Raw genomic sequence first — 22020 nt, 5'->3', positions numbered from 1 at the left:
ACGGGTTCTTATGCCTTAGTTGTAAGTGTCTACCATGTCCCCGAACAAGTGTTCACTGTGTCCCCGGACCGTACAGAGGTGGGGGAGGGGATCGGTTCAGTGATGGGCGCGAGAGGCTTTTACTGGAAACCACCCTGTACCGTTGTTTGCGCCTGGCTGAGTGCCGGTGCTTTCGCCGCCAGATTACTCATAATGGTGTTGTACTGCGTGGCCTGGTCGCGCGTTGCGAACTGCACGCCATTATTGTTAAACGTCACCGCAGCCCCCTGCTGCTGCAGATAGTCGCCTGCCTGCAGCACATCCTGGCTGAGCGACTGCAGCGCCGGTAACAGCGGTGTCAGCGAGCCAGCGGGTTGCGTCACCACTTTGTTATACACGGCGTCATAAACCTGCTTTAAATCATCCGGCTGCTTCAGGGCGGCTTTGCTGCTGTCTGCCTGGCTTTTGGCGCTCTGGATCTGCTGGCTCAGCACATTCAGTGAACCACTGGCCTGACGCAGTGCGTCGCGGCGTGTCAGGTAATCCTGCGGGACACGAATCGCCGTCAGCTGATCCGCGACCGGCTTCAGACCGTCGTCCACGGCTTTATTCACCTGCTGTGAGAAGCCATAAATAATGGCGTAGTCGCCGACATAGTTACCCAGTTTCTGTTTCTGGTCTTCGCTCAGGGCAGGCAGATGCTCACCACTGCGCATCACCGTGTTCTGCAGAAAGTCGATAAAAGCTTTGCGCTGCTCCGGCTCTTTGTCGCCGCAGGCAGTCAGTAACAGGGCGAGCAATACCGCCGCCAGCGGCGCCCATACGCGCGAGATTCCAGTCGCCATCGATAAACTCCTGTTCTTGTTGACGTTATCTTTTTGATAACGTGGTGCAAATGGCTGTGATCAAGTGCCTAAAGGATAGTCCAATGTGTCGGTGCTGAATACCTTTAATTCGGCTTTGGCTGGGGTTTTGTGCGGGTTAACCTGTGAGATAAACGGCAGAAACGGTCGTCCGGGTGAATGAAATTCGGGGGCATTGCGCCCCCGGTATCGCGGTTAAAACACCACCGCCTGCCCATCCTTGCGGCTTTCGGTGGCGGCGATATAGAAGCCCTGCGGGTCACGCAGAATCACCTGTGCGCCACCAAAGTTATGGCTCTGCAACGGGTCTTCCACCACAATCTTGTGCCCCATCGCACGCAGTGCCGCCAGGGTATTGCGATCCATGGTGGCTTCCACGCTCACTTCCCGGCCCGCCACCACCCGCCAGCGTGGGGCATCAATCGCCGCCTGTGGATTCTGCTTATGCAGCATGATACGCAGCGCCAGTTGCAGATGCCCCTGTGCCTGCATCGGGCCACCCATCAGACCAAATGACATCAGTGGCTGGCCGTCGCTGTCCAGCGCAAAAGCCGGGATGATGGTATGCAGCGGGCGCTTACCACCTGCCACCACATTCGGATGCTGCGGGTCGAGAGAGAATCCCGCGCCACGGTTTTGCAGGCTGATGCCGGTGCCAGGCACCACGACGCCGGAGCCAAAGCCCATATAGTTGGACTGAATAAAGGAGACCATCATGCCGCTGGCATCCGCCGTCGACAGATACACCGTGCCGCTTTTGGTCGGCGCACCAAAGGTAAAATCACCCGCCTGATTCGGGTCAACCAGCGCCGCACGGCTTTGCAGATAGTCCTGGCTCAGCAACCGTTCTGCCGGGAATTCCAGATGGTCCTGATCGGCGACATAGCGATCAAGGTCAGCCAGCGCCAGCTTCATCGCTTCAATGGACAGATGCAGCCATGCCACGGAATCGGGCTGATGACGGCTGATGTCCAGCTGTTCCAGAATCCCCAGCGCGATCAGCGTGGCGATCCCCTGGCCGTTAGGTGGCAGCTCATACACTTCACCACCGGCAAACGGTTGTGACAGCAGGTCAACCCAGTCGGCGCGATGGTTACGCAGATCATCGAGCGTTAATGCCGCGTCATGTTCGCGGGCAAAGGCGACCATTTTTTCCGCCAGTTCACCACGATAGAACGCGTCGCCATTGCTGGCGGCGATTTTTTCCAGCGTGTCTGCCTGCTGCGGATTACGGAACAGCTCGCCAGTACGCGGTGGACGCCCGTCCGGGGCAAAGCAGGCGCTGAAACCAGGCTGATCGCGCAGCTTGTCATAACCGCGCTGCCACAGCTGACCAATGAGTGGCGACACCGGAAAACCGTTACGTGCATAGTCGATCGCTGGCTGCGCCAGCGTGGTCAGTGGCAGACTGCCAAACTTTTCTGCCAGCCCGACCCAGGCGGAGACCGCGCCAGGCACCGTGACGGCATCCCAGCCGATCTGCGGCATGGCCGTGAGATGGGCGAATTTCTCCCGGTTCCAGGCGGCAGGTGCACGCCCGGAGGCATTCAGGCCATGCAGCTGTTTGCCATCCCAGACGATGGCAAAGGCATCACTGCCAAGACCGTTGCCGGTGGGTTCCAGCACGGTTAGCGCCATGGCGGTGGCAATCGCCGCATCCACGGCGTTGCCGCCCTGCTGCAGCATGCGTAATCCTGCCTGCGCGGCCAGCGGCTGCGAGGTGGCTACTGCATTCTTCCCCATCATCGGCGCACGCCAGGAGGGGTAACCGAGGTTAAAATCAATGTCTCCACTCATCGCTATTCCTTAATTGTCAGTCATTGCGCGGGTCAAGGGCGTCGCGCAGTCCATCACCCAGCAGATTGAAGCCCTGCACGGTGAGAAAAATGGCTATACCGGGGAAAATCGACATCCACGGTGCCTGTTCCAGGTAACCTTTGGCGGTGTTAAGCATCGCGCCCCATGAAGGATCGGGCGGCTGCTGGCCGAGGCCAAGAAATGACAGGCTGGCTTCGGTGATAATGGCTGACGCGATCGCCAGCGTCGCCTGCACCAGAATCGGTGACATAACGTTTGGCAGCACATAGCGCCAGACAATCCAGCGGTCAGGCAAGCCGATGGCGCGGGCGCCATCGATATACTCTTCATGGCGGATAGCAATGACCTGGCCGCGGGTTAAGCGGGCAAAAATCGGCATGGCGGATAAGCCGATGGCGATCATCGCATTCCCGAGGCTCGGGCCGAGAAACGCGCCCAGCGCAATCGCCAGAATTAAGAACGGGCAGGCCAGCAGCGCTTCGATAAAGCGGGAAATGACGCCGTCCCAGATACCTTGCCAGTAACCGGCGATCAGGCCAAGCGGCACGCCGATCAGAATGGCTATCAGCACCGAGATACAGCCCGCCAGCAGCGAGGTGCGTGCGCCCCAGATCATGCGCGACAGTATGTCACGCCCGAGTTCATCGGTGCCGAGCCAGTACAGCTCTGACGGCGGCTTGCGCACCGCCAGAAAGTTGGCTTTGATCGGATCGTACGGCGCCAGCCACGGTGCGAGCAGCGCCAGCGCAACAAACAGCGCCACAATCACTGCGCCGAGCATCGCGCTTTTATTACCTAGAAACTTAGCCCATACCCGGTTACCGGGTTTGAGCACGGGTGCGCCCGCCGTCAGAACGTCACTCATGATTAGCCTCGCATTTTCGGGTTGATCAGCATGTAGAGCACATCAGCCAGCAGGTTCAGCAGTAAAAAGCCGATTGCCACCACCAGTACCACGCCCTGCACCACGGCGTAATCACGGTTAAACACCGCATCGACAATCATCTTGCCGAAACCGGGCAGGGTGAACACCTGCTCGGTGAGTACCGCGCCGCCCAGTAACTCGCCAAAGAGCAGCGTGGTCAGGGTAATCACCGGCACCAGCGCGTTGCGGAAAGCATGCTTCAGGATCACCCGGCGTGGCAGCAGGCCTTTGGCGCGTGCGGTACGGATATAATCCGCTTTCAGCACCGCGATCATTGAGGCGCGGGTATGGCGCATCAGCGTTGCCGCCAGCCCGGTGCCCAGCACCAGTGCCGGCAGCAGCAGGGTTTTCAGATTCTGCGAGATGCTTTCGCTCAGTGGCACATAACCGGAGGCGGGTAACCATTGCAGATGCACCGAAAACAGCAAAATCAGCAGGATACCCAGCCAGAAGTGCGGCACAGAAATCCCCGACAGCGCGACAAAGTTGGTGGTGTGATCGACCCAGCTGTCTTTACGCACTGCGGCGATAATGCCCATGCTGATACCGATCAGCAGCGCCACCAGCATCGCCAGCAATGACAGTTCCAGCGTCACTGGCAGCTTACTGGCAATCAGCTGCGTCACCGGCTCTTTGGTGCGCAGAGAGACACCCAAATCCCCGCGTAACGCGTTGCTAATCCAGTAAAAATATTGCACCGGCAACGGGTCATTCAGGTGGTACTCTTCGCGCAGCTGAGCAATCACTGCCGGATCACGCTCTTCACCGGCCATCGCCACCACCGGATCACCCGGCAGCAGCTTTTGCAGTGAAAACACCATAATGCTGACCAGCAACAGCGTCGGGATGGCTAGCAGCAGGCGCTTACAGATTAGTTCGATCATCAGCCTCTCTCCGCCGCCGCTCAGGGCGCCATTTTCACTCCGGCAAGACGCACCAGGCCGTCCGGCCAGGCTTTAAAGCCTTCCAGTTTTTTGCTCATGCCAAAAATACGTGGTTCGAAATAGAGATAAGCAATTGGCATATCGCTTTGCAGCTGCGCCACCACTTTGTCGTACAGCGCCTGACGGGCGGCCGGGTCGTTGGTCTGACGTGCGGCGGTCAGCCATTCATCCACCTGCGGGTTACTGTAGTGCCCGTCGTTGAGGGTGCCTTTGCTGTTGATAAATGAGTAGATACTGCCATCCGGGTCCGGGCGACCCGACCAGCCTGAAAGGCTCATCTGGAAGTCACCGCGCTGTTGGCGGTCCAGCAGGCTGGCGAATTCGCTCATCTGCAGATTCACATTGAAACCGGCTTCGCCCACCATCGCCTGAATCACCTGGCCGACCTGCTGGGCGGTAGGGTTATTGGTCACCAGCAGCGTGACATTCAGCGGCGTTTTCACGCCAGCCGCAGCCAGCAACGCTTTGGCTTTTTCCACATCCCGTGCGGCGACCGGCAGTTTGACGTGATACGGGCTGACCGGGGAAAACGCCTGATTTGCCGGGGTATACAGACCTTCGAAGGCCACCTGGTTGAGTGCGTCACGGTCAATTGCCAGTGAGAAGGCTTCGCGCACCCGGGCGTCTTTCGCCAGCGGGCTGTTACGGTCAATATTGTCGTTGGCGATATTGAAGTTAATCGCCTGATAACCGAGGCCGGTCACTTTCGACAGGCTGAGGCGTGGGTCTGCGGTGACGGTTTTCACATCGCTGGCGGCAATGCCCTCGGTCAGATCGAGATCGCCGGAGCGCAGGTTCGCCAGACGCACGGAGGCATCCGGAATCGGCAGGAAGACGACTTTATCAAAGTGATACGCTGCCTTATTCCAGTAGTTTGCGAAACGCGTCAGTACGATGCGGTCCTGCTGCACGCGGCTGTCAAACTGGTACGGGCCGGAGCAGACCGGGTGAGTGACAAAATCCGCTTTGGCCGCTGCTTTCGGCGACATCATTGCACCTGCGCGATCGGTCAGCTGGCTCAGCAGCGCGGCATCGGCAGTTTTCAGATGAAACACCACCTGATAAGGCGCGGTCACGTCCACTGAGCTGATGGAGGAGATCTCGCTCTTGCGCAGCGAACCGGGCAGGGTTAACGCGCGTTCGATATTGAATTTCACCGCCTGCGCATCGAATTTTTCCCCGTCATGGAAGGTGACGCCCTGACGCAGATTCATGGTGAGGGTTTTGCCTTCGTCGCTCCATGCCCAGTCTGTCGCCAGCCCAGGGATCACTTTCAGATGTTCATCGACATCAACCAGCCGGTCGCAAAGTGCGGCGAACACGAAGCGGCCATAGTAGGTACGTGCCAGGTGCGGATCGAGCATATCGGGATCGGCGCCTAAACCAATGCGCAGCGTGCTTTCAGCCTGCGACGGTACACTGGCGCCCATCAGCAGCAGGGCAGCCAGCGCGGTCAGTAACGTATTACGTGCTTTCATCGCTTCACTTCTCCAGAGGGGATTGGGTTTGTCGTTTTACCGCCTGCTCATACAGTGCACGGCGGCGTAAAAAGGCGGATGACGGTGGGGCAATTTCAATCACGCTGCGGTCGCGGTTAATTTCCTGCCAGCGATGGCAGGCGACCTGGCGACCGCCGGGCAATATCTGGTTAATCGGTTCGAGCTGGCGGCACTCATCGCGCATGTGCGGGCAGCGGGTATGGAAGCGGCAGCCGGATGGCGGTTGCGCCGGGTTCGGCAGGTCGCCCTGCAGCATCGGGATCTGGCGGCTGACGCCGGGTTGCAGCTGTGGTGCGGAGGCGATCAGCGCCTGGGTGTAGGGGTGCAGCGGCGCATCGAAGATATCGTCGACGCTGGCCAGTTCGACGATCTGCCCGAGATACATCACCGCCACCCGGTCACTCATATGACGGATCACCGCCAGCCCGTGCGCCACAATCACCATCGTCAGGCCAAACTGGGCTTTCAGGCTCTCCAGCAGATTGACCACCTGCGCCTGCACTGACACATCGAGTGCGGAGACCGGCTCATCGCCCAGCAGCAGTTTCGGCTGCGACGCGAGTGCGCGGGCAATCCCAATGCGCTGGCGCTGACCACCGGAAAACTCATGGGGATAACGTTTTGCCCAGGCGGCTGGCAGGCCCACGGTACGCAGCAGCGCATGCACCTGATCCTGACGCTGCTGGCGCGACAGTGACTGATGCAGCCAGATGGGTTCGCCGACGATCTCTTCCACAGTCATGCGTGGGTTGAGCGAGGCAAACGGGTCCTGGAAAATGATTTTCAGCTCGCGGCGCAGCTGGTTCAGGCGGCTGCCGCTGGCATGGGTGATCTCTTCGCCCTGATAAAACACCTGGCCCTGACTGGCGGCCAGCAGGCGCAGCAACAGGCGGCCGAGCGTTGATTTGCCTGAGCCGGACTCACCGACGATAGCCAGCGTTTCTCCTGCCATTACCTGCAGCGAGATACGATCCACGGCGGTGACCTGTTTATTGCGTTTAAACAGCGAGGCCGGTCCGGCAAAGGTTTTGCTCAAATCACTGCAGGCGAGTATTGGCGTGCTCATGGCTGGATTTCCTCGGTGACATGTTGCTCCAGCGGGGCGCGAAAGCAGGCAACCTGATGCTGTGGCGACAGGGGATGGAGTGGCGGTTTATGCTGCCAGCAGCGGCTTTCAGCAAACGGACAGCGGGTGGCAAAGCGGCATCCGGCGGGCATCTGTTCCGGTAGCGGCACATTGCCGGGAATGGTTGCCAGCTGGCTGCTGCGCGCGCCCAGGCTGGGAATCGAGCCCATCAGCCCGATGGTGTAAGGGTGCTGCGGATCATTAAAAATTTCGCTGACATCACCGCTCTCCACCACCTGACCGGCATACATCACCGCCACCCGCTGCGCCACTTCCGCCACCACGCCAAGGTCATGGGTGATCATCAGTACCGCGGTGCCGGTTTCCTGTTTCAGGGTATTGAGCAGCGCCAGAATCTGCGCCTGGATGGTGACATCCAGCGCGGTAGTGGGTTCATCGGCAATCAGCAGTTGCGGACGGTTGATCAGCGCCATGGCGATCATCACGCGCTGGCGCATGCCGCCGGAAAGCTGGTGGGGATAGGCTTTTAACCGCATTTCCGCTGCCGGGATTTGCACTTTCTCCAGGATTTCCCGTGCTGTTTGCAGCGCCTCGCGACGGCTGCAGGGATGGTGGCGCATCACTGCTTCACTGAGCTGATCGCCGAGGGTAAACGCCGGATTCAGCGAGGTCATCGGTTCCTGGAAAATCATCGCCAGCTGGTTGCCGCGCAGATCGGCGTAGTCACGGGCGCTGAGCTGGCGTAAATCCGCCTGCCGGAACTGCATTTCCCCCTGTTTCACCTGCGCGGCCGCTGGCAGCAGGCCCATCAGCGCCAGCGAGGTAATGCTTTTGCCGCAGCCGGATTCACCCACCAGCGCCAGCGTTTCGCCAGCGCGGATGGTCAGGGAAATATCATCGAGTACGGTGACGGGCGAACCGCTGAACTGAACCTGCAGATTACGCACCTTCAGTACCGGTTCGGCAGTATGGGCAGTGTTCATGGCGTCTCCTCATCACTGGCGTTGATCGCTTCGGTCAGCGCCTGTTGCAGCGCCAGCAGGTGTTCACGCATTGCTGCTGCGGCTTCCACGGGCTGGCGCGCGGCGATGTGTTTCACCAGGCGATGGTGGTGGTGGTCATAGTTATCCAGCCGCGCCGGGGTGCGCGCCTGCACACGCAGATGCTGCCAGGTGGGGTCGCGCCGCACCGCATCCATCGCGTCAAACAGCCCTAACATCAGACGGTTACCCGCCGCTTCGGCAATCGCACGGTGAAACGCGCTGTCCCATAATTCGTGCTGATCGCCATCTTCCGCGCTGATGTGATGCATTCTTTCCAGCAGACGTTGCAGCAGCGCGATCTGCTCTTTACTGGCGCGGATCGCCGCCAGCCGCGCCAGTCCGGGTTCCAGCTGCAGGCGCGCCTCCATCACTTCCAGCAGGTTGGATTGCTGCGGCAAGTCCTGCAGCACCAGTGGCTGAACCGGGGCTGCCGGACCAATAAAGGTGCCTTTCCCCTGTTTGCGCCAGATGCGTCCTTCCTCTTCCAGCACATCCAGTGCGCGGCGAATCTCGCGGCGGCCGACATTGAAGCGATCAGCCAGTTCCCGTTCGGTCGGCAGCGGCTGATCGGGCTGCAGATCGTGATGCTGGATCAGCTGGCGCAGCTTATCCAGGGCGGAACTGGAGTTAGCGTTGTGTTCTGGCGTATCACCCATAATTGGTTCGCTGTCCTTTTACTCGCTAAAGCTGTGGTTTGCGTCATGTGATGGCGAAACAGGTTGTTTGTTGCGCGATGAGACGATCAAAAGACAGGCAAGATTCGAACCAATTTTAAATTGGTTCAGTGTGGGAAAACGAAGGAATGGGAATAGTTATCTGAATTGTATGGATAATTTTTTTCTGTTTTGGCATCCCGCGCAGAAAAGCGGCCTCGGCAGCAGACCATTGCCACGGCAACGATGCGCTGCAATGGGGTGCTGATGTGACAGGACGGTGCAGTTTTTGGGCCGGGCAAGCAATAACTATCGGAAGCAGAACAACTATTAATGATTAAGACGCCAGGCTCTTACCGCAAGATGAAAAAATAGTCAAAAAAACAGGCGAAAAACGCGTGCAATTCAACTAATAATTAGAGTTCTGGCTTGCGCCTCGCTGCCCTGACAATCATTCCTGCGCAGGCACGCCAGCTTTGAGTGCCACGGTCTTGGCGCTCACCCTCTGTCCCGATCAGGCCATTTCATTGTGAGTCGTAAGGAGTTCTCGATGGAAACTAAAGATCCAATCAGTGAATTGTTAAGCAGCCTTGAACAGATTGTGTTGGCACGTGATGTAGTGAATGTTGCTCCTGCAGTACAGGCCGAACCCGCAGTCATGCCAGAACCCCAACAATTGCGGGAAATTACCGGTATGGAACTTGATGAGTTTGCCCGTGTGATGGGCGTCAGTATCTCGTCAGTAAAAAGCTGGGAAGCGAAGCGTACCCGACCTTCAGGCTCCGCACAGAAACTGATGCAGCTCTTGCATGCCAATCCGAATCTGGGCCGACAGTTGTTAGAGCAATAAAAGATGACACCTCACCCGCCGCTGGCGGGTGAGTAGTTTTTGGCGGGTGTTCAACTTGATCTGCGCTTAAACATACCGCGCTGCCTGTCTCGCAAACCACTCTGCCGGTACATTATGCGGCGGCTCACTGAGCTGGCGAATTCCCTGCTCAATAATGGTGGATGCCTGTTGCCATAACCCGGCGTCGCCCGCCGTCAGCAGAGCAATCTGCACCCGCTTTTCCACCAGATAAATACGGGCAAAACTGGGGTCAAAATGAATGATCGAGCGGGTATTGTCGATAATATCCGCCAGTTTGATGGTCTGTGCCTCGGCAGAGGCCTGCGCGCTGTGACGAAAATGCACCGCTTTGCGCATCGCGCGATTTTTAGCCTGCGGCTGTGCCGTATCCGTCAGCATCTCCACCAGTTGCGCCACTTCTGCACCAAAATGGCTGGCAATATCGCCGGGCGTGCTGGCGGTATCCTCTACCGTGTCATGCAGCCAGGCTGCCGCCAGCATAATTTCATTGTCCGTCACACTGCGCACCAGCTCCACGACCGCTGCCGGATGAACGATATACGGCTCATCGGTGTATTTGCGTCGCTGCCCGGCTTCTGCATGGGCTTTGCTGGCATAGCGTCTCGCCTGTTCTTCAAGAGAGTGTTTCATCATGATCCCCTCAGAGATAAAAGTCGCTTGCAATTATATAGTGCGCTATTTATATTTAACCCATGACCAGGGAGTAAGATGTCAAAAAATAGCCGGATGCGCCACTGTTGCCTGGTGATTTGCTCTGCACTGTCCGGCAGAGTCAGCAGGGTGGTCCGGATGCGCTATTATTTGTCTGTATAAGTCGTTCACGATTGAATCGTGTGCACCATTCATATCTGAGAGGAAACTGTTTATGTCAATCGAACAAGTTGTTTACCGTGCAAAAGCAAAAGCCACTGGTGGCCGTGATGGCCGCGCGACCTCTTCCGACGGCGTGCTGGATGTCAAACTGGGTGTGCCAAAAGAGATGGGTGGTGCTGGCGGTGAAGTGACTAACCCTGAGCAGCTGTTTGCTGCCGGTTACTCTGCCTGCTTCCTTGGCGCGATGAAGTTTGTGGCGGGTCGTGACAGGATCGCGATGCCAAAAGACGCGTTCATTGAAGGTGAAGTCGGTATCGGTGCGATCCCGAACGGTTTTGGCATCGAAGCGCAGCTGAATATTCATCTGCCAGGCATGGACAGCGCGGAAGCACAGAAACTGGTTGATGCTGCGCATATCGTCTGCCCTTACTCTAATGCTACCCGCGGCAACATTGATGTGACGCTGAATATCATCAACTGATCCGCAGGGATGGCGTTGTGCGCCGTCCCGCTGACCGGTCTGCATGCTGCGGCCGGTCAGGTATGCCCCCTCCTTCTCCCTAAGATTTCCCCCAAATTTGCTCACACAGCCGAACTCCCGGACAATAACCGAGTCTGATTAGCGTTTACCGCCCCATTTGGTTACACCTGGAAAAAAATTAGAATGAATTACATACGATCCTTAACACAACAGAAGCTTTCTTTTCTGCTGGCGCTGTATATCGGCATTTTATTGAATTTACCCGTTTTCTACCGACGCTTTGACCCCGCTTTCACCCCGCTGACCAGTAAATACTGGCTGACGGCGCTGGTCGAAGTGGTGGCGGTGATCCTGCTGCCTTTTTTGCTGTTGCGCCTGCTGTCGCTGGGTGGCAAAACGTTTTTCCGTATCGCCGCCAGTCTGCTGGTGCTGATCTCAGTCGCCGCCAGTTACTACATGGCATTTTTTAATGTGGTTATTGGCTACGGTATTGTCGCATCAGTGATGACGACGGATGTCGATTTGTCGAAAGAAGTCGTGGGTTTCCAGTTTGTGCTCTGGATCGTACTGGTCAGCGCGTTGCCGTTGTTGATGATCTGGAGCAATAACCTGCGCCTGACACTTATCGAACAGTTAAAAACGCGCGGTCAGCGCCTGCAGTCGCTGGCAATCCTGCTGGTGTCACTGGCGCTGATCTATCTGCCGATTCGTTATCTCGATAAACAGCAGTCGGCACAGGAAAAAACCACCAATATCGATCTGCCCAGTTATGGCGGCGTGGTGGCGCACTCTTATCTGCCCTCTAACTGGTTGTCGGCGCTGGGATTGTTCGCTTATACCCGGGCGGATGAAACCATGGACAGCCGCGACCTGCTCAATCCGGCAAAGCAGTTTACTTATGTTGCGCCTGAAGGCATCGATGATACCTATGTGGTGTTTGTGATTGGCGAGACCACGCGCTGGGATCATATGGGGATTCTTGGCTACAGCCGTGATACCACGCCAAAGCTGGCGCAGGAAAAGAACCTGGTGGCGTTCCGCGGTGAGTCGTGCGATACCTCCACCAAACTGTCGCTGCGTTGTATGTTTGTGCGTGAAGGCGGCGTGATGGATAACCCGGGACGCACGCTGAAAGAGCAGAACATCTTTGCTGTGCTGAAAAACCTCGGTTTCAGTTCGGAGCTGTTCGCCATGCAGAGTGAAGTGTGGTTCTACAACAATACCGATGCGGATAACTACGCGTTTCGTGAGCAAATTGGCTCCGAAGAGCGTAATAAGGGCAAGTCCGTTGACGATATGCTGCTGGTGGATGAGCTGAAACTGTCGCTGGATCGCCATCCGCGCGGCAAGCACCTGGTGGTGCTGCATACCAAAGGTTCCCATTATCTCTATTCGCAGCGTTATCCGCGCGAGTTCGCCCGCTATACGCCGGAGTGTATGGGCGTGGATAACTTCTGCAGCAAGGAGCAGCTGATTAACGCGTTTGATAACTCGGTGCTGTATACCGACAGCTTCCTGACCAGCGTCTTCGATCAGCTGCGCGATAAGAAAGCGATTGTGTTCTACGCTGCCGATCACGGCGAGTCGATTGACGAAAATATGCATCTGCACGGCACGCCGCGCGATATGGCACCGCCGGAACAGTTCCGTGTGCCGCTGCTGGTGTGGGCGTCGGATAAGTATCTGGCGGACAGCAATCACAAGATTGCGTTTGAACGCCTGCAGGCGCAGCAGCGGGTGGGTGCCACCCACCACCATAAAGAGCTGTTTGATTCGATGCTGGGTTGTTTAGGCTATACCTCACCGAATGGGGGTATCAATGCTGCCAACAACTGGTGCGAGGCTGACAGGTAACAGAATCAAACACCTGGGGGAGTGTCTGCTTTCCAGGCAGTTGGCAGACATTTGATAAAAAGTCGTTGACGCTCCCATAGGGTAGCAGTAAGATGCGCCCCCATCGGCGAGTAGCGCAGCTTGGTAGCGCAACTGGTTTGGGACCAGTGGGTCGGAGGTTCGAATCCTCTCTCGCCGACCATATTCGAAAAGCCTGCTTGAAAAAGCAGGCTTTTTTCGTTTGTAGCCAAAGAGGATGAGAGCCTCCGAAGGAGGTTTGCGCCGAGCGTAGCGAGACAACGTTGTGGCCTCTTTATACCATCTGGTGAGGGGGACACAGCCTCTGCGGCTCCGGGGCGGGTCCTCGCGCCACGCTGTGCGTGGTACCTTCGGCTCCGGCATCAGCCCTACGGACCGGACAGGAGCGGGCGTCCTGCCCGCCCTGTCCTGACGCCAGCGTCCCTGCTGTCGTCTCCTGGCCCGATGCCTCCGCCTCAGCGCTGCGGATTGCCCTTACGCCACAGAAGCTGTGCCCCCTTTACAATCCGCAGTCCGCGGCTTTAACACACCTCACCGCTCCCACACAGCAGACTGACGGTCTTCCCGAACAGGCGAATCCGCAGCGCAGAACGGAATGAGGAAGCCAGGATGTGCCCGCAGGATGCGGGCACAAGGCGATGAGGGACAGGGATGTCCCGTCATCGGCGGTCCGTCGGCTGACGAGTGAAGTGAAGGCACCACGCGCAGCGTGGCGCGAGGACCAGCCAGAGCGGGAAGACCGTCAGGCTGCGCAGGGCACGGTAAAATGCTTAACTGACAAGCATTAGGCCAGAAGGCGCAGGCTTTTTCGTTTGCACTCCAGCCTGCAATGGCTGGGTTTTTTTCTGACCTGCATTGTCCGGTCTGGCACTACTCTGACCAGCGAATCCTGCCCCTTTCCCTGCTTCGCGCCATCGAAAACACTGATACCACCATTATTCCAGATTATTCGCATTAAACCCTTGCTGTGCCTGAAACAAGGCTTAATTCGCGACACGTATTACTTATGACCGAATAGGGCTTATTGCTGATTTCTTATGTTCCATAACCAGCATTTTTTGCTGATTTGAATTGGATCACAAAACGAATCGTGCAGATATTCATCATTTAACGAGAATTTTAAATTGTTTTTTAGTGGTGTAAATCGCTATATGTGAGTAATTACACGCGATCTTTATCTGGTTATTGGTTGTTATAGCTTACTTTTTGACTGCAATTGTTATCACGTCGTTTTTTTTATGTTTGCTTGCTGTTTCTCACACTCTGTGTAAATACCTGGTCTTTGTATTGACGTTATCGACAACTGTTGACAAATTGATGCCTCAATGGAGTTGGTGGAAGCGGATTCGTCTGATGGATTCCACAGAAGTCAGATTTTCCTGAGCCGTCTATTCTTATCATTGATGCCTTCGGGCGCCCACGTACGAGCCACACTAAAAAAAACCGGCCCGACGTAATGCACACAACAACACATCACAAATTGGAGCATAACAATGAGTATTACCCTGGCTAAAACAGGGATGCTGAAGGTTGGTCTGAGCCTGATCGCTCTGACTGTCGCCGCCGGTGTCCAGGCAAAAACCCTCGTCTATTGTTCAGAAGGTTCCCCGGAAGGGTTTAACCCGCAGTTATTCACCTCTGGCACCACCTATGACGCCAGCTCAGTGCCAATCTATAATCGTCTGGTCGAGTTTAAAATCGGTACTACCGAAGTGGTTCCTGGCCTGGCGGAAAAATGGGATGTCAGCGCGGACGGTAAAACCTATACCTTCCACCTGCGTAAAGGCGTGAAGTGGCAGACCACCAAAGATTTCAAACCGACCCGCGAATTAACTGCCGACGATGTGGTGTTCTCCTTCGAGCGTCAGCTGGATAAAAACAACAAATATCACAGTGTTTCCGGCGGCAGCTACGAATACTTCGAAGGCATGGATATGCCTAACCTGATCAGCAAAATCGAAAAAGTGGACGATCATACCGTGCGCTTTGTGCTGACCCGTCCTGAGTCTCCATTCCTGGCTGACCTTGGTATGGACTTCGCCTCTATTCTGTCCGCGGAATACGCCGACAAGATGCTGAAAGCCGGTACGCCAGAAAAACTGGATCTGAACCCGGTCGGCACCGGTCCATTCCAGCTGCAGCAGTACCAGAAAGATTCCCGCATTCTGTACAAAGCGAACCCGGACTTCTGGGGCACCAAGCCGAAAATCGATCGCTTAGTGTTCTCGATCACCCCGGATGCGTCTGTACGTTATGCGAAAATGCAGAAAGGCGAATGCCAGGTGATGCCGTATCCAAACCCGGCTGACCTCGCCAGCATGAAGCAGGACAAAAACATCAACCTGATGGAGCAGACAGGCCTGAACGTCGGCTACCTGTCCTTCAACGTTGAGAAAAAACCACTGGATAACCAGAAAGTGCGTCAGGCACTGACCATGGCGGTGAACAAGAAAGCAATCATCGACGCGGTATATCAGGGTGCAGGCCAGGCGGCTAAAAACCTGATCCCACCAACCATGTGGGGCTACAACGATGCGGTGGAAGACTATCCGTACGATGTGGAAAAAGCCAAAGCGTTGCTGAAAGAAGCCGGTATGGCGGATGGCTTCAGCATCGACCTGTGGGCAATGCCAGTACAGCGTCCATACAACCCGAACGCACGCCGCATGGCAGAGATGATCCAGGCGGACTGGGCGAAAATCGGCGTGAAAGCCAAAATCGTGACCTACGAGTGGGGCGAGTACCTGAAACGCGCCAAAGCGGGTGAGCATCAGACTGTCATGATGGGCTGGACCGGTGATAACGGGGATCCGGACAACTTCTTCGCCACCCTGTTCAGCTGTGCGGCGGCGAAAGATGGTTCCAACTACTCCCGCTGGTGCTACAAGCCGTTTGAAGATCAGATTCAGCCAGCGCGTGCTGAAGCCGATCACAACAAACGTATCGAGTATTACAAGCAGGCTCAGGTGGTGATGCACGATCAGGCTCCGGCACTGGTTATTGCTCACTCCACTGTGTATGAGCCAGTGAGTAAGAAAGTGAGCGGCTATGTGGTTGATCCATTAGGTAAACATCACTTCGAGAACGTCGATATTCAGGAATAATGTTGCGGGCCAGGCGTGCCTGGCCCCTTCACCTTTCCCGTAGTGGCCGGACCCTCCGGCCCTTTTCCGGATGAATAAAACTGGTAAAGGCACCACTTCGTAAAGCCATCAGAGCGACTGAAGTGGCGTCGTCGTCGGCGCTGTATGGTGCTGACGATAAGATGTGAGCAATAAATCCCGTACCTGTTGGGGGCGGGAGATAAAAGAGAACACGGATTATGCTGCAGTTCATACTCCGACGTCTGGGACTGGTCATCCCGACGTTTATTGGTATCACCCTGTTAACTTTTGCGTTTGTGCATATGATCCCGGGCGACCCGGTGATGATTATGGCCGGCGAACGCGGAATTTCTCCTGAGCGTCATGCCCAGTTAATGGCCCAGCTGGGGCTGGATCAGCCGATGTGGAAGCAGTATGTCACCTACATCAACGGCGTGTTGCATGGCGACCTTGGTATTTCCCTGAAAAGCCGTATCCCGGTGTGGGACGAGTTTGTGCCGCGCTTTAAAGCGACGCTCGAGCTTGGCGTCTGCGCGATGATTTTTGCTGTCGCGGTGGGCATTCCGGTGGGTGTGCTGGCGGCGGTAAAACGCGGCTCGATTTTCGATCACACTGCTGTGGGTGTCTCCCTGACGGGCTACTCCATGCCAATTTTCTGGTGGGGCATGATGATGATCATGCTGGTGTCGGTGCAGTGGAACCTGACGCCGGTATCCGGGCGTATCGGTGACACCGTCTTCCTTGACGATACCCTGCCGCTGACGGGCTTTATGCTGAACGACACCCTGTTCTGGGGCGAACCCGGCGATTTCATCGATGCCGTGATGCATATGATCCTGCCTGCCATTGTGCTGGGCACCATTCCGCTGGCGGTGATTGTGCGTATGACGCGCTCCTCCATGCTGGAAGTGCTGGGCGAAGACTATATCCGTACCGCGCGTGCAAAAGGCCTGACCCGAATGCGCGTGATTGTGGTGCATGCGCTGCGTAATGCGATGCTGCCGGTGGTGACCGTGATTGGTCTGCAGGTGGGCACGTTGCTGGCGGGTGCGATCCTGACGGAAACCATCTTCTCCTGGCCGGGACTGGGGCGCTGGCTGATCGAAGGATTACAGCGCCGTGACTATCCGGTGGTTCAGGGCGGCGTGCTGCTGGTGGCAACCCTGATTATTCTGGTCAACCTGCTGGTCGACCTGCTTTACGGCGTGGTGAATCCACGTATCCGACACAAGAAATAAGGGGCCAGCATGTCACAAGTTGATCCTGGCAGTATTACTGCTGCACCAAAGCCGATGACCCCGATTCAGGAATTCTGGCACTACTTTAAACGTAACAAAGGCGCGGTTATCGGCCTGGTTTACATCGTGATCATGATTCTGATCGCCGTGTTCGCCAGTGTGCTGGCACCGCATCTGCCGGCGGAGCAGTTCCGCGATTCGCTGCTGCGTCCGCCAGCCTGGCAGGAAGGCGGTAGCTGGGAGTTTATTCTCGGCACCGATGATGTCGGCCGTGATGTGCTGTCGCGTCTGATGTACGGCGCACGTCTGTCGCTGCTGGTGGGCTGCATGGTGGTGGTGCTGTCGCTGATCCTCGGCGTAGTGTTCGGTCTGCTGGCCGGTTACTGCGGTGGCGCGGTGGATGCCGCCATTATGCGTCTGGTGGATATTATGCTGGCGCTGCCAAGCCTGCTGCTGGCACTGGTGCTGGTAGCGATCTTTGGGCCGTCGATCGTCAACGCCTCGATTGCGCTGACCTTTGTCGCCCTGCCGCACTATATCCGCTTAACGCGTGCGGCGGTGCTGGTGGAAGTGAGTCGCGATTATGTGACCGCTTCCAGTGTGGCGGGCGCGGGTCCGCTGCGTCAGATGTTTGTCAATATTCTGCCCAACTGTCTGGCGCCGCTGATTGTGCAGGCGTCACTGGGCTTCTCCAACGCGATTCTCGATATGGCCGCGCTGGGTTTCCTGGGGATGGGTGCGCAGCCGCCAACGCCGGAGTGGGGCACCATGCTCTCCGACGTGCTGCAGTATGCGCAAAGCGCCTGGTGGGTGGTGACCTTCCCGGGGCTGGCGATCCTGCTGACCGTGCTGGCATTTAACCTCATGGGTGATGGCTTACGCGATGCCCTTGATCCGAAACTCAAGCAGTAACGAGGCACCGAGATGGCGTTATTAAATGTAGAAAAACTATCGGTGCATTTCGGCGATGAAAAAGCACCGTTCCGCGCGGTTGACCGCATCAGCTACCAGGTCGAACAGGGCCAGGTGGTCGGTATTGTTGGCGAATCGGGTTCCGGTAAATCGGTCAGTTCACTGGCGATCATGGGACTGATTGATTATCCCGGCAAAGTGATGGCCGATAAGCTGGAGTTTAACCAGCGCGACCTGAAAAAAATCTCCGAGAAAGAGCGCCGCCAGCTGGTGGGTTCTGAAGTGGCGATGATTTTCCAGGACCCGATGACCAGCCTGAACCCGTGCTACACCGTCGGTTATCAGATTATGGAAGCGATCAAGGTGCACCAGGGCGGCAATCGCCGTACCCGCCGCCAGCGCGCGATTGATCTGCTGACCCAGGTGGGTATTCCCGATCCGGCCTCGCGTCTGGATGTGTATCCGCATCAGCTCTCCGGCGGCATGAGCCAGCGCGTGATGATCGCGATGGCCATTGCCTGTCGGCCAAAACTGCTGATTGCCGATGAACCGACTACCGCGCTGGATGTGACCATTCAGGCGCAGATCATCGAGCTGCTGCTGGATCTGCAGCGCCAGGAAAATATGGCGCTGATCCTGATCACGCACGATCTGGCACTGGTGGCGGAAGCGGCACAGCACATCATCGTGATGTACGCCGGTCAGGTAGTGGAAACCGGTAAAGCAGAAGATATCTTCCGCGCACCGCGCCACCCTTATACCCAGGCGTTGCTGCGTGCGCTGCCGGAATTTGCCGCAGATAAAGCGCGTCTGGCCTCGCTGCCGGGCGTGGTGCCGGGCAAATATGACCGGCCGCAGGGTTGTCTGCTGAATCCGCGCTGCCCGTATGCCACCGTGCGTTGCCGCAGTGAAGAACCTGAATTACGGACTATTCCGGGGCGTCAGTCCAAATGTCACTTCCCTCTGGATGATGCCGGGAGACCAACTTATGAGTCATGAAACCACGCCGCAGCAGTATCTGCTGCAGGCTATCGATCTGAAAAAACACTACCCGGTGAAGAAAGGGCTGTTTGGTCAGGAGCGACTGGTGAAGGCGCTGGATGGCGTCTCCTTCAACCTTGAGCGCGGCAAAACGCTGGCCGTCGTTGGCGAGTCTGGCTGTGGTAAATCCACGCTGGGCCGTCTGCTGACCATGATCGAAACGCCGACCGAAGGCCAGCTGTACTGGCACGGGCAGGATTTGTTAAAGCACGATCCGCAGGCGCAGAAACTGCGTCGGCAGAAAATCCAGATTGTGTTCCAGAACCCGTATGGTTCGCTGAATCCGCGCAAAAAAGTCAGTCAGATTCTCGAAGAACCGCTGCAGATCAATACCTCGCTGAGCAAGGCGGAACGCCGGGAAAAGACGCTGGAAATGATGGCGAAAGTCGGTTTAAAAACCGAGCATTACGATCGTTATCCGCATATGTTTTCCGGTGGTCAGCGCCAGCGTATTGCCATTGCGCGTGGGCTGATGCTCGACCCGGATGTGCTGATTGCCGACGAACCGGTGTCCGCGCTGGACGTTTCCGTTAGGGCGCAAGTATTAAACCTGATGATGGATCTGCAGCAGGATTTGGGTTTGTCCTACGTGTTTATTTCTCATGATTTGTCGGTGGTTGAACATATTGCTGATGAAGTCATGGTGATGTATCTGGGCCGTTGTGTGGAAAAGGGCAGCAAAGAGGAGATTTTCAGCAATCCGCGCCACCCTTACACCCAGGCACTGCTGTCGGCGACACCGCGTCTGAACCCGGATCAGCGTCGTGAGCGGATTAAGCTGACCGGCGAACTGCCGAGTCCGCTCAACCCGCCACCGGGCTGTGCGTTCAACGCCCGCTGCCGTCGCCGTTTCGGCACCTGTACGCAGTTACAGCCGCAGCTGAAGCAGTATGGCGCGCAGCAAATTGCCTGTTTTGCCGTCGATCAGGATGAGCATCCGCAGGCTGGCTGATAATATTCCGTGTTAAAACTGGCCGTCTCCGGGCGGCCAATAATCTCTTTTTAACGACCTCAGCGTAATATTCCACTTAACTCGCCGTAATCAGCCATTCTTATATGAACAGCGCTCGCGACATTATCACCGGGAGTGATGAATGAAGCGCATTTCACTATTCAAATAGTCACGGTAATAATAAATTACATCTGTAATTGTCGATAAATAATAAATCAGCCTGATAAAAAAACATGATTGATTATCACAGGGCATCCTTAAGAATCTTCTGACCATAATCCGTTGATATGTGCTATATTTTGCGGAATTCCCTCCAGCGAAGACAGTTGAAATCATATGAAAAGTTATGATGATCTGCAGCGATTCAAAGAAAAAACTCAAACAAACAACATCAAATTCAAGGACATGTCTGGACAGACCCTTGAATCTGGCACCACCAATTGGGCGATCATCAAGCAATTACTCAATGACAACAAAAATGACTCGGCGCTGGAACGCGGGCAGAGCATTGATCTGATTCAGCCGCAACCGATTGAGAAAGGTGAGTTTGCGCAGCCGAAATCAGCACATGAAGTGGTGAGAACCTTTGTTACTGCACCGTCGGTGGGTAAACAGGGTGGTTCGCTGTATGACAGTATCGCCGCGACATTAAAATCTGCGCCAGAGCATGCGCCAGCCGCCAGCCACGCGTCTGAGCCAGCCAGCGCCACGCCAGCAGTGGCACCCTTGCTGCAACAGACCGCGTCGCAGCTGACACACGTTGTGCCTGACACCGCGATTACGCCAACGGTTTCGCCGCTATTGCAGCAGGCCGCGGCACAGCTGGCGCCCGCTGCGGAACAGGTACAGCCGACGTCTGCTGCCACCGCAGAAGAGCGTGCGGCGCGTTACCGTCAGCTGTTTAATGCCCGCCATACCCCTGCCGCGCAGATGGCCGCGGGGATGACGAAAGAAACACTATTAAAACCTTTGCTAGAGAAGATTGCCTTATGCCGTTAGTTTGCGTTTGCTCCCCCAAGGGTGGGGTGGGTAAAACCACGATGACGGCGAATCTCGCCTATGCGCTGGCGCGCGCGGGGAGCAAAGTGCTGGTCGTCGATTTTGATGTGCAGAATGCACTGCGTTTGCATTTTGGCGTACCGCTCTCCGATGGTCGCGGATTTGTCGCGAAATCAGCGGAAAACTCCGACTGGAGCCAGTCGATCCTCACCACCGGCGGCAATATCTTCGTGCTGCCGTACGGCGATGTCTCTGAAGAGCAGCGCGTAGCCTTCGAAGAGAATCTGGCGCACGATCCGCATTTCCTGCGTCGTGGGCTGGATACGGTGCTGAATTATCCAGGTCTGGTGATCCTTGCCGATTTCCCGCCAGGACCGGGGCCCGCGCTGAAAGCGATGAGTTCGCTGGCCGATCTGCATCTGGTGGTGATGCTGGCGGATACCGCGTCGCTGTCACTGCTGCCGCATATTGAAAACAATCGCATGATTGGCGCGTCGCTGAATGAGAAGCTGGGTCACTATTTTGTGCTGAATCAGAGTGATGCGCGTCGCAATATCAGCCGCGACGTCACGGCGTTTATGCAGCAGCGACTGGGCGACAAGCTGCTCGGCGTGGTGCACCGCGATGAGAGCGTGGCGGAAGCCAATGCCTCGCAGCGTTCGATTTTCGATTTTAGCCCGGTTTCCGCCGCTGCATTCGATATCGAACTGGTCAGCAAGCGCCTCGCATCGTTGCTGGATATCAAAGTGGGCGATGGTGAAGTTCACGCCACTCTGCGCTCGCTGTAAAGCTGTCACGGCACGGACGCCGCAATATAACGCCGTTGAGCAATAACTATTAATCCTTGTTCGGCGGATTCAACTCCGAAGTGCAACGCTAAGCCGCCAATCTTAGCTCTGCAAACACCACAGACGGTTGCCTGAATC

Annotated in this window: 19 protein-coding genes and 1 tRNA gene; 11 read left to right on the top strand and 9 right to left on the bottom strand. The window is 56.5% G+C overall.

Annotation, left to right across the window (positions count from 1 at the left end; translation table 11 throughout):
- Window positions 1-119: 119 nt before the first annotated feature.
- The 8 genes from ACSZO1_RS15150 to ACSZO1_RS15115 all read right to left on the bottom strand — a co-directional run bounded on the left by ACSZO1_RS15150 (window position 120) and on the right by ACSZO1_RS15115 (window position 8814).
- Complete coding sequence (locus ACSZO1_RS15150) at window positions 120-824, bottom strand: DUF3053 domain-containing protein (RefSeq protein WP_437613979.1); 705 nt, start codon at window positions 822-824, stop codon at window positions 120-122.
- 213 nt (window positions 825-1037) lie between these two features.
- Complete coding sequence (locus tag ACSZO1_RS15145; RefSeq protein ID WP_437613977.1) at window positions 1038-2639, bottom strand: gamma-glutamyltransferase family protein; 1602 nt, start codon at window positions 2637-2639, stop codon at window positions 1038-1040.
- A gap of 16 nt (window positions 2640-2655) precedes the next feature.
- Complete coding sequence (locus tag ACSZO1_RS15140) at window positions 2656-3525, bottom strand: ABC transporter permease (RefSeq protein WP_437613975.1); 870 nt, start codon at window positions 3523-3525, stop codon at window positions 2656-2658.
- Window positions 3526-3527: 2 nt separating this feature from the next.
- The gene (locus ACSZO1_RS15135) at window positions 3528-4469 is read right to left on the bottom strand and encodes an ABC transporter permease (protein ID WP_437613974.1); all 942 of its coding nucleotides are present in this window, start codon (window positions 4467-4469) and stop codon (window positions 3528-3530) included.
- Window positions 4470-4489: 20 nt separating this feature from the next.
- Window positions 4490-6007: an ABC transporter substrate-binding protein gene (locus tag ACSZO1_RS15130; RefSeq protein WP_437613972.1), complete on the bottom strand. Its 1518-nt coding sequence runs from the start codon at window positions 6005-6007 to the stop codon at window positions 4490-4492.
- A 4-nt stretch (window positions 6008-6011) separates the two neighbouring features.
- Window positions 6012-7094: an ABC transporter ATP-binding protein gene (locus ACSZO1_RS15125; protein WP_437613970.1), complete on the bottom strand. Its 1083-nt coding sequence runs from the start codon at window positions 7092-7094 to the stop codon at window positions 6012-6014.
- Complete coding sequence (locus tag ACSZO1_RS15120) at window positions 7091-8098, bottom strand: ABC transporter ATP-binding protein (protein ID WP_437613968.1); 1008 nt, start codon at window positions 8096-8098, stop codon at window positions 7091-7093. Before ACSZO1_RS15120 ends, ACSZO1_RS15125 begins: the two co-directional genes overlap by 4 nt.
- Window positions 8095-8814 (bottom strand): FadR/GntR family transcriptional regulator, encoded by a 720-nt coding sequence (locus ACSZO1_RS15115; RefSeq protein ID WP_437613966.1) that lies wholly within the window; start codon window positions 8812-8814, stop codon window positions 8095-8097. The genes ACSZO1_RS15120 and ACSZO1_RS15115 overlap by 4 nt, the downstream gene beginning before the upstream one ends.
- Before the next feature lie 547 nt (window positions 8815-9361).
- Here ACSZO1_RS15115 and ACSZO1_RS15110 point away from each other — a divergent pair.
- A complete protein-coding gene (locus tag ACSZO1_RS15110) occupies window positions 9362-9661 on the top strand; it encodes an HTH-type transcriptional regulator (protein WP_437613964.1) in 300 nt (99 codons plus the stop codon).
- A gap of 66 nt (window positions 9662-9727) precedes the next feature.
- On the opposite strand, the gene ACSZO1_RS15105 is transcribed toward ACSZO1_RS15110, so the two are convergent.
- Window positions 9728-10312, bottom strand: coding sequence for an HD domain-containing protein (locus ACSZO1_RS15105; protein WP_437613962.1), 585 nt, complete (start codon window positions 10310-10312; stop codon window positions 9728-9730).
- Window positions 10313-10547: 235 nt separating this feature from the next.
- On the opposite strand from ACSZO1_RS15105, the gene ACSZO1_RS15100 reads away from it, so the two are divergent.
- The 10 genes from ACSZO1_RS15100 (at window position 10548) to bcsQ (ending at window position 21882) form a co-directional block, all read left to right on the top strand.
- Window positions 10548-10976, top strand: a complete 429-nt coding sequence (locus ACSZO1_RS15100) for an organic hydroperoxide resistance protein (protein ID WP_437613960.1) — start codon at window positions 10548-10550, stop codon at window positions 10974-10976.
- 183 nt (window positions 10977-11159) lie between these two features.
- Window positions 11160-12830: a kdo(2)-lipid A phosphoethanolamine 7''-transferase gene (gene eptB, locus ACSZO1_RS15095; RefSeq protein ID WP_437613958.1), complete on the top strand. Its 1671-nt coding sequence runs from the start codon at window positions 11160-11162 to the stop codon at window positions 12828-12830.
- Window positions 12831-12934: 104 nt separating this feature from the next.
- Window positions 12935-13011: transfer RNA gene (locus ACSZO1_RS15090), tRNA-Pro, on the top strand.
- Between the two features lie 1330 nt (window positions 13012-14341).
- A complete protein-coding gene (gene dppA, locus ACSZO1_RS15085) occupies window positions 14342-15952 on the top strand; it encodes a dipeptide ABC transporter periplasmic-binding protein DppA (RefSeq protein WP_437613956.1) in 1611 nt (536 codons plus the stop codon).
- Window positions 15953-16170: 218 nt separating this feature from the next.
- Entirely contained in the window at window positions 16171-17190 is a 1020-nt protein-coding gene (gene dppB / locus ACSZO1_RS15080) for a dipeptide ABC transporter permease DppB (RefSeq protein ID WP_437613955.1), read from the top strand.
- A gap of 9 nt (window positions 17191-17199) precedes the next feature.
- On the top strand, window positions 17200-18102 hold the full coding sequence (gene dppC / locus ACSZO1_RS15075) for a dipeptide ABC transporter permease DppC (protein ID WP_437613953.1): 903 nt from the start codon (window positions 17200-17202) through the stop codon (window positions 18100-18102).
- A gap of 12 nt (window positions 18103-18114) precedes the next feature.
- Window positions 18115-19101: a dipeptide ABC transporter ATP-binding protein gene (gene dppD, locus ACSZO1_RS15070; RefSeq protein WP_437613951.1), complete on the top strand. Its 987-nt coding sequence runs from the start codon at window positions 18115-18117 to the stop codon at window positions 19099-19101.
- A complete protein-coding gene (dppF, locus tag ACSZO1_RS15065) occupies window positions 19091-20095 on the top strand; it encodes a dipeptide ABC transporter ATP-binding subunit DppF (protein WP_437613949.1) in 1005 nt (334 codons plus the stop codon). Before dppD ends, dppF begins: the two co-directional genes overlap by 11 nt.
- Window positions 20096-20431: 336 nt before the next feature.
- Entirely contained in the window at window positions 20432-21094 is a 663-nt protein-coding gene (gene bcsO, locus ACSZO1_RS15060) for a cellulose biosynthesis protein BcsO (protein ID WP_437613947.1), read from the top strand.
- A complete protein-coding gene (gene bcsQ / locus ACSZO1_RS15055) occupies window positions 21085-21882 on the top strand; it encodes a cellulose biosynthesis protein BcsQ (protein WP_437613945.1) in 798 nt (265 codons plus the stop codon). The genes bcsO and bcsQ overlap by 10 nt, the downstream gene beginning before the upstream one ends.
- Window positions 21883-22020 lie beyond the last annotated feature (138 nt).

Source organism: Erwinia sp. V71 (genome assembly GCF_965644245.1).
GTDB lineage: Bacteria > Pseudomonadota > Gammaproteobacteria > Enterobacterales > Enterobacteriaceae > Erwinia.
This window is presented reverse-complemented; position numbering and strand designations above follow the sequence as displayed.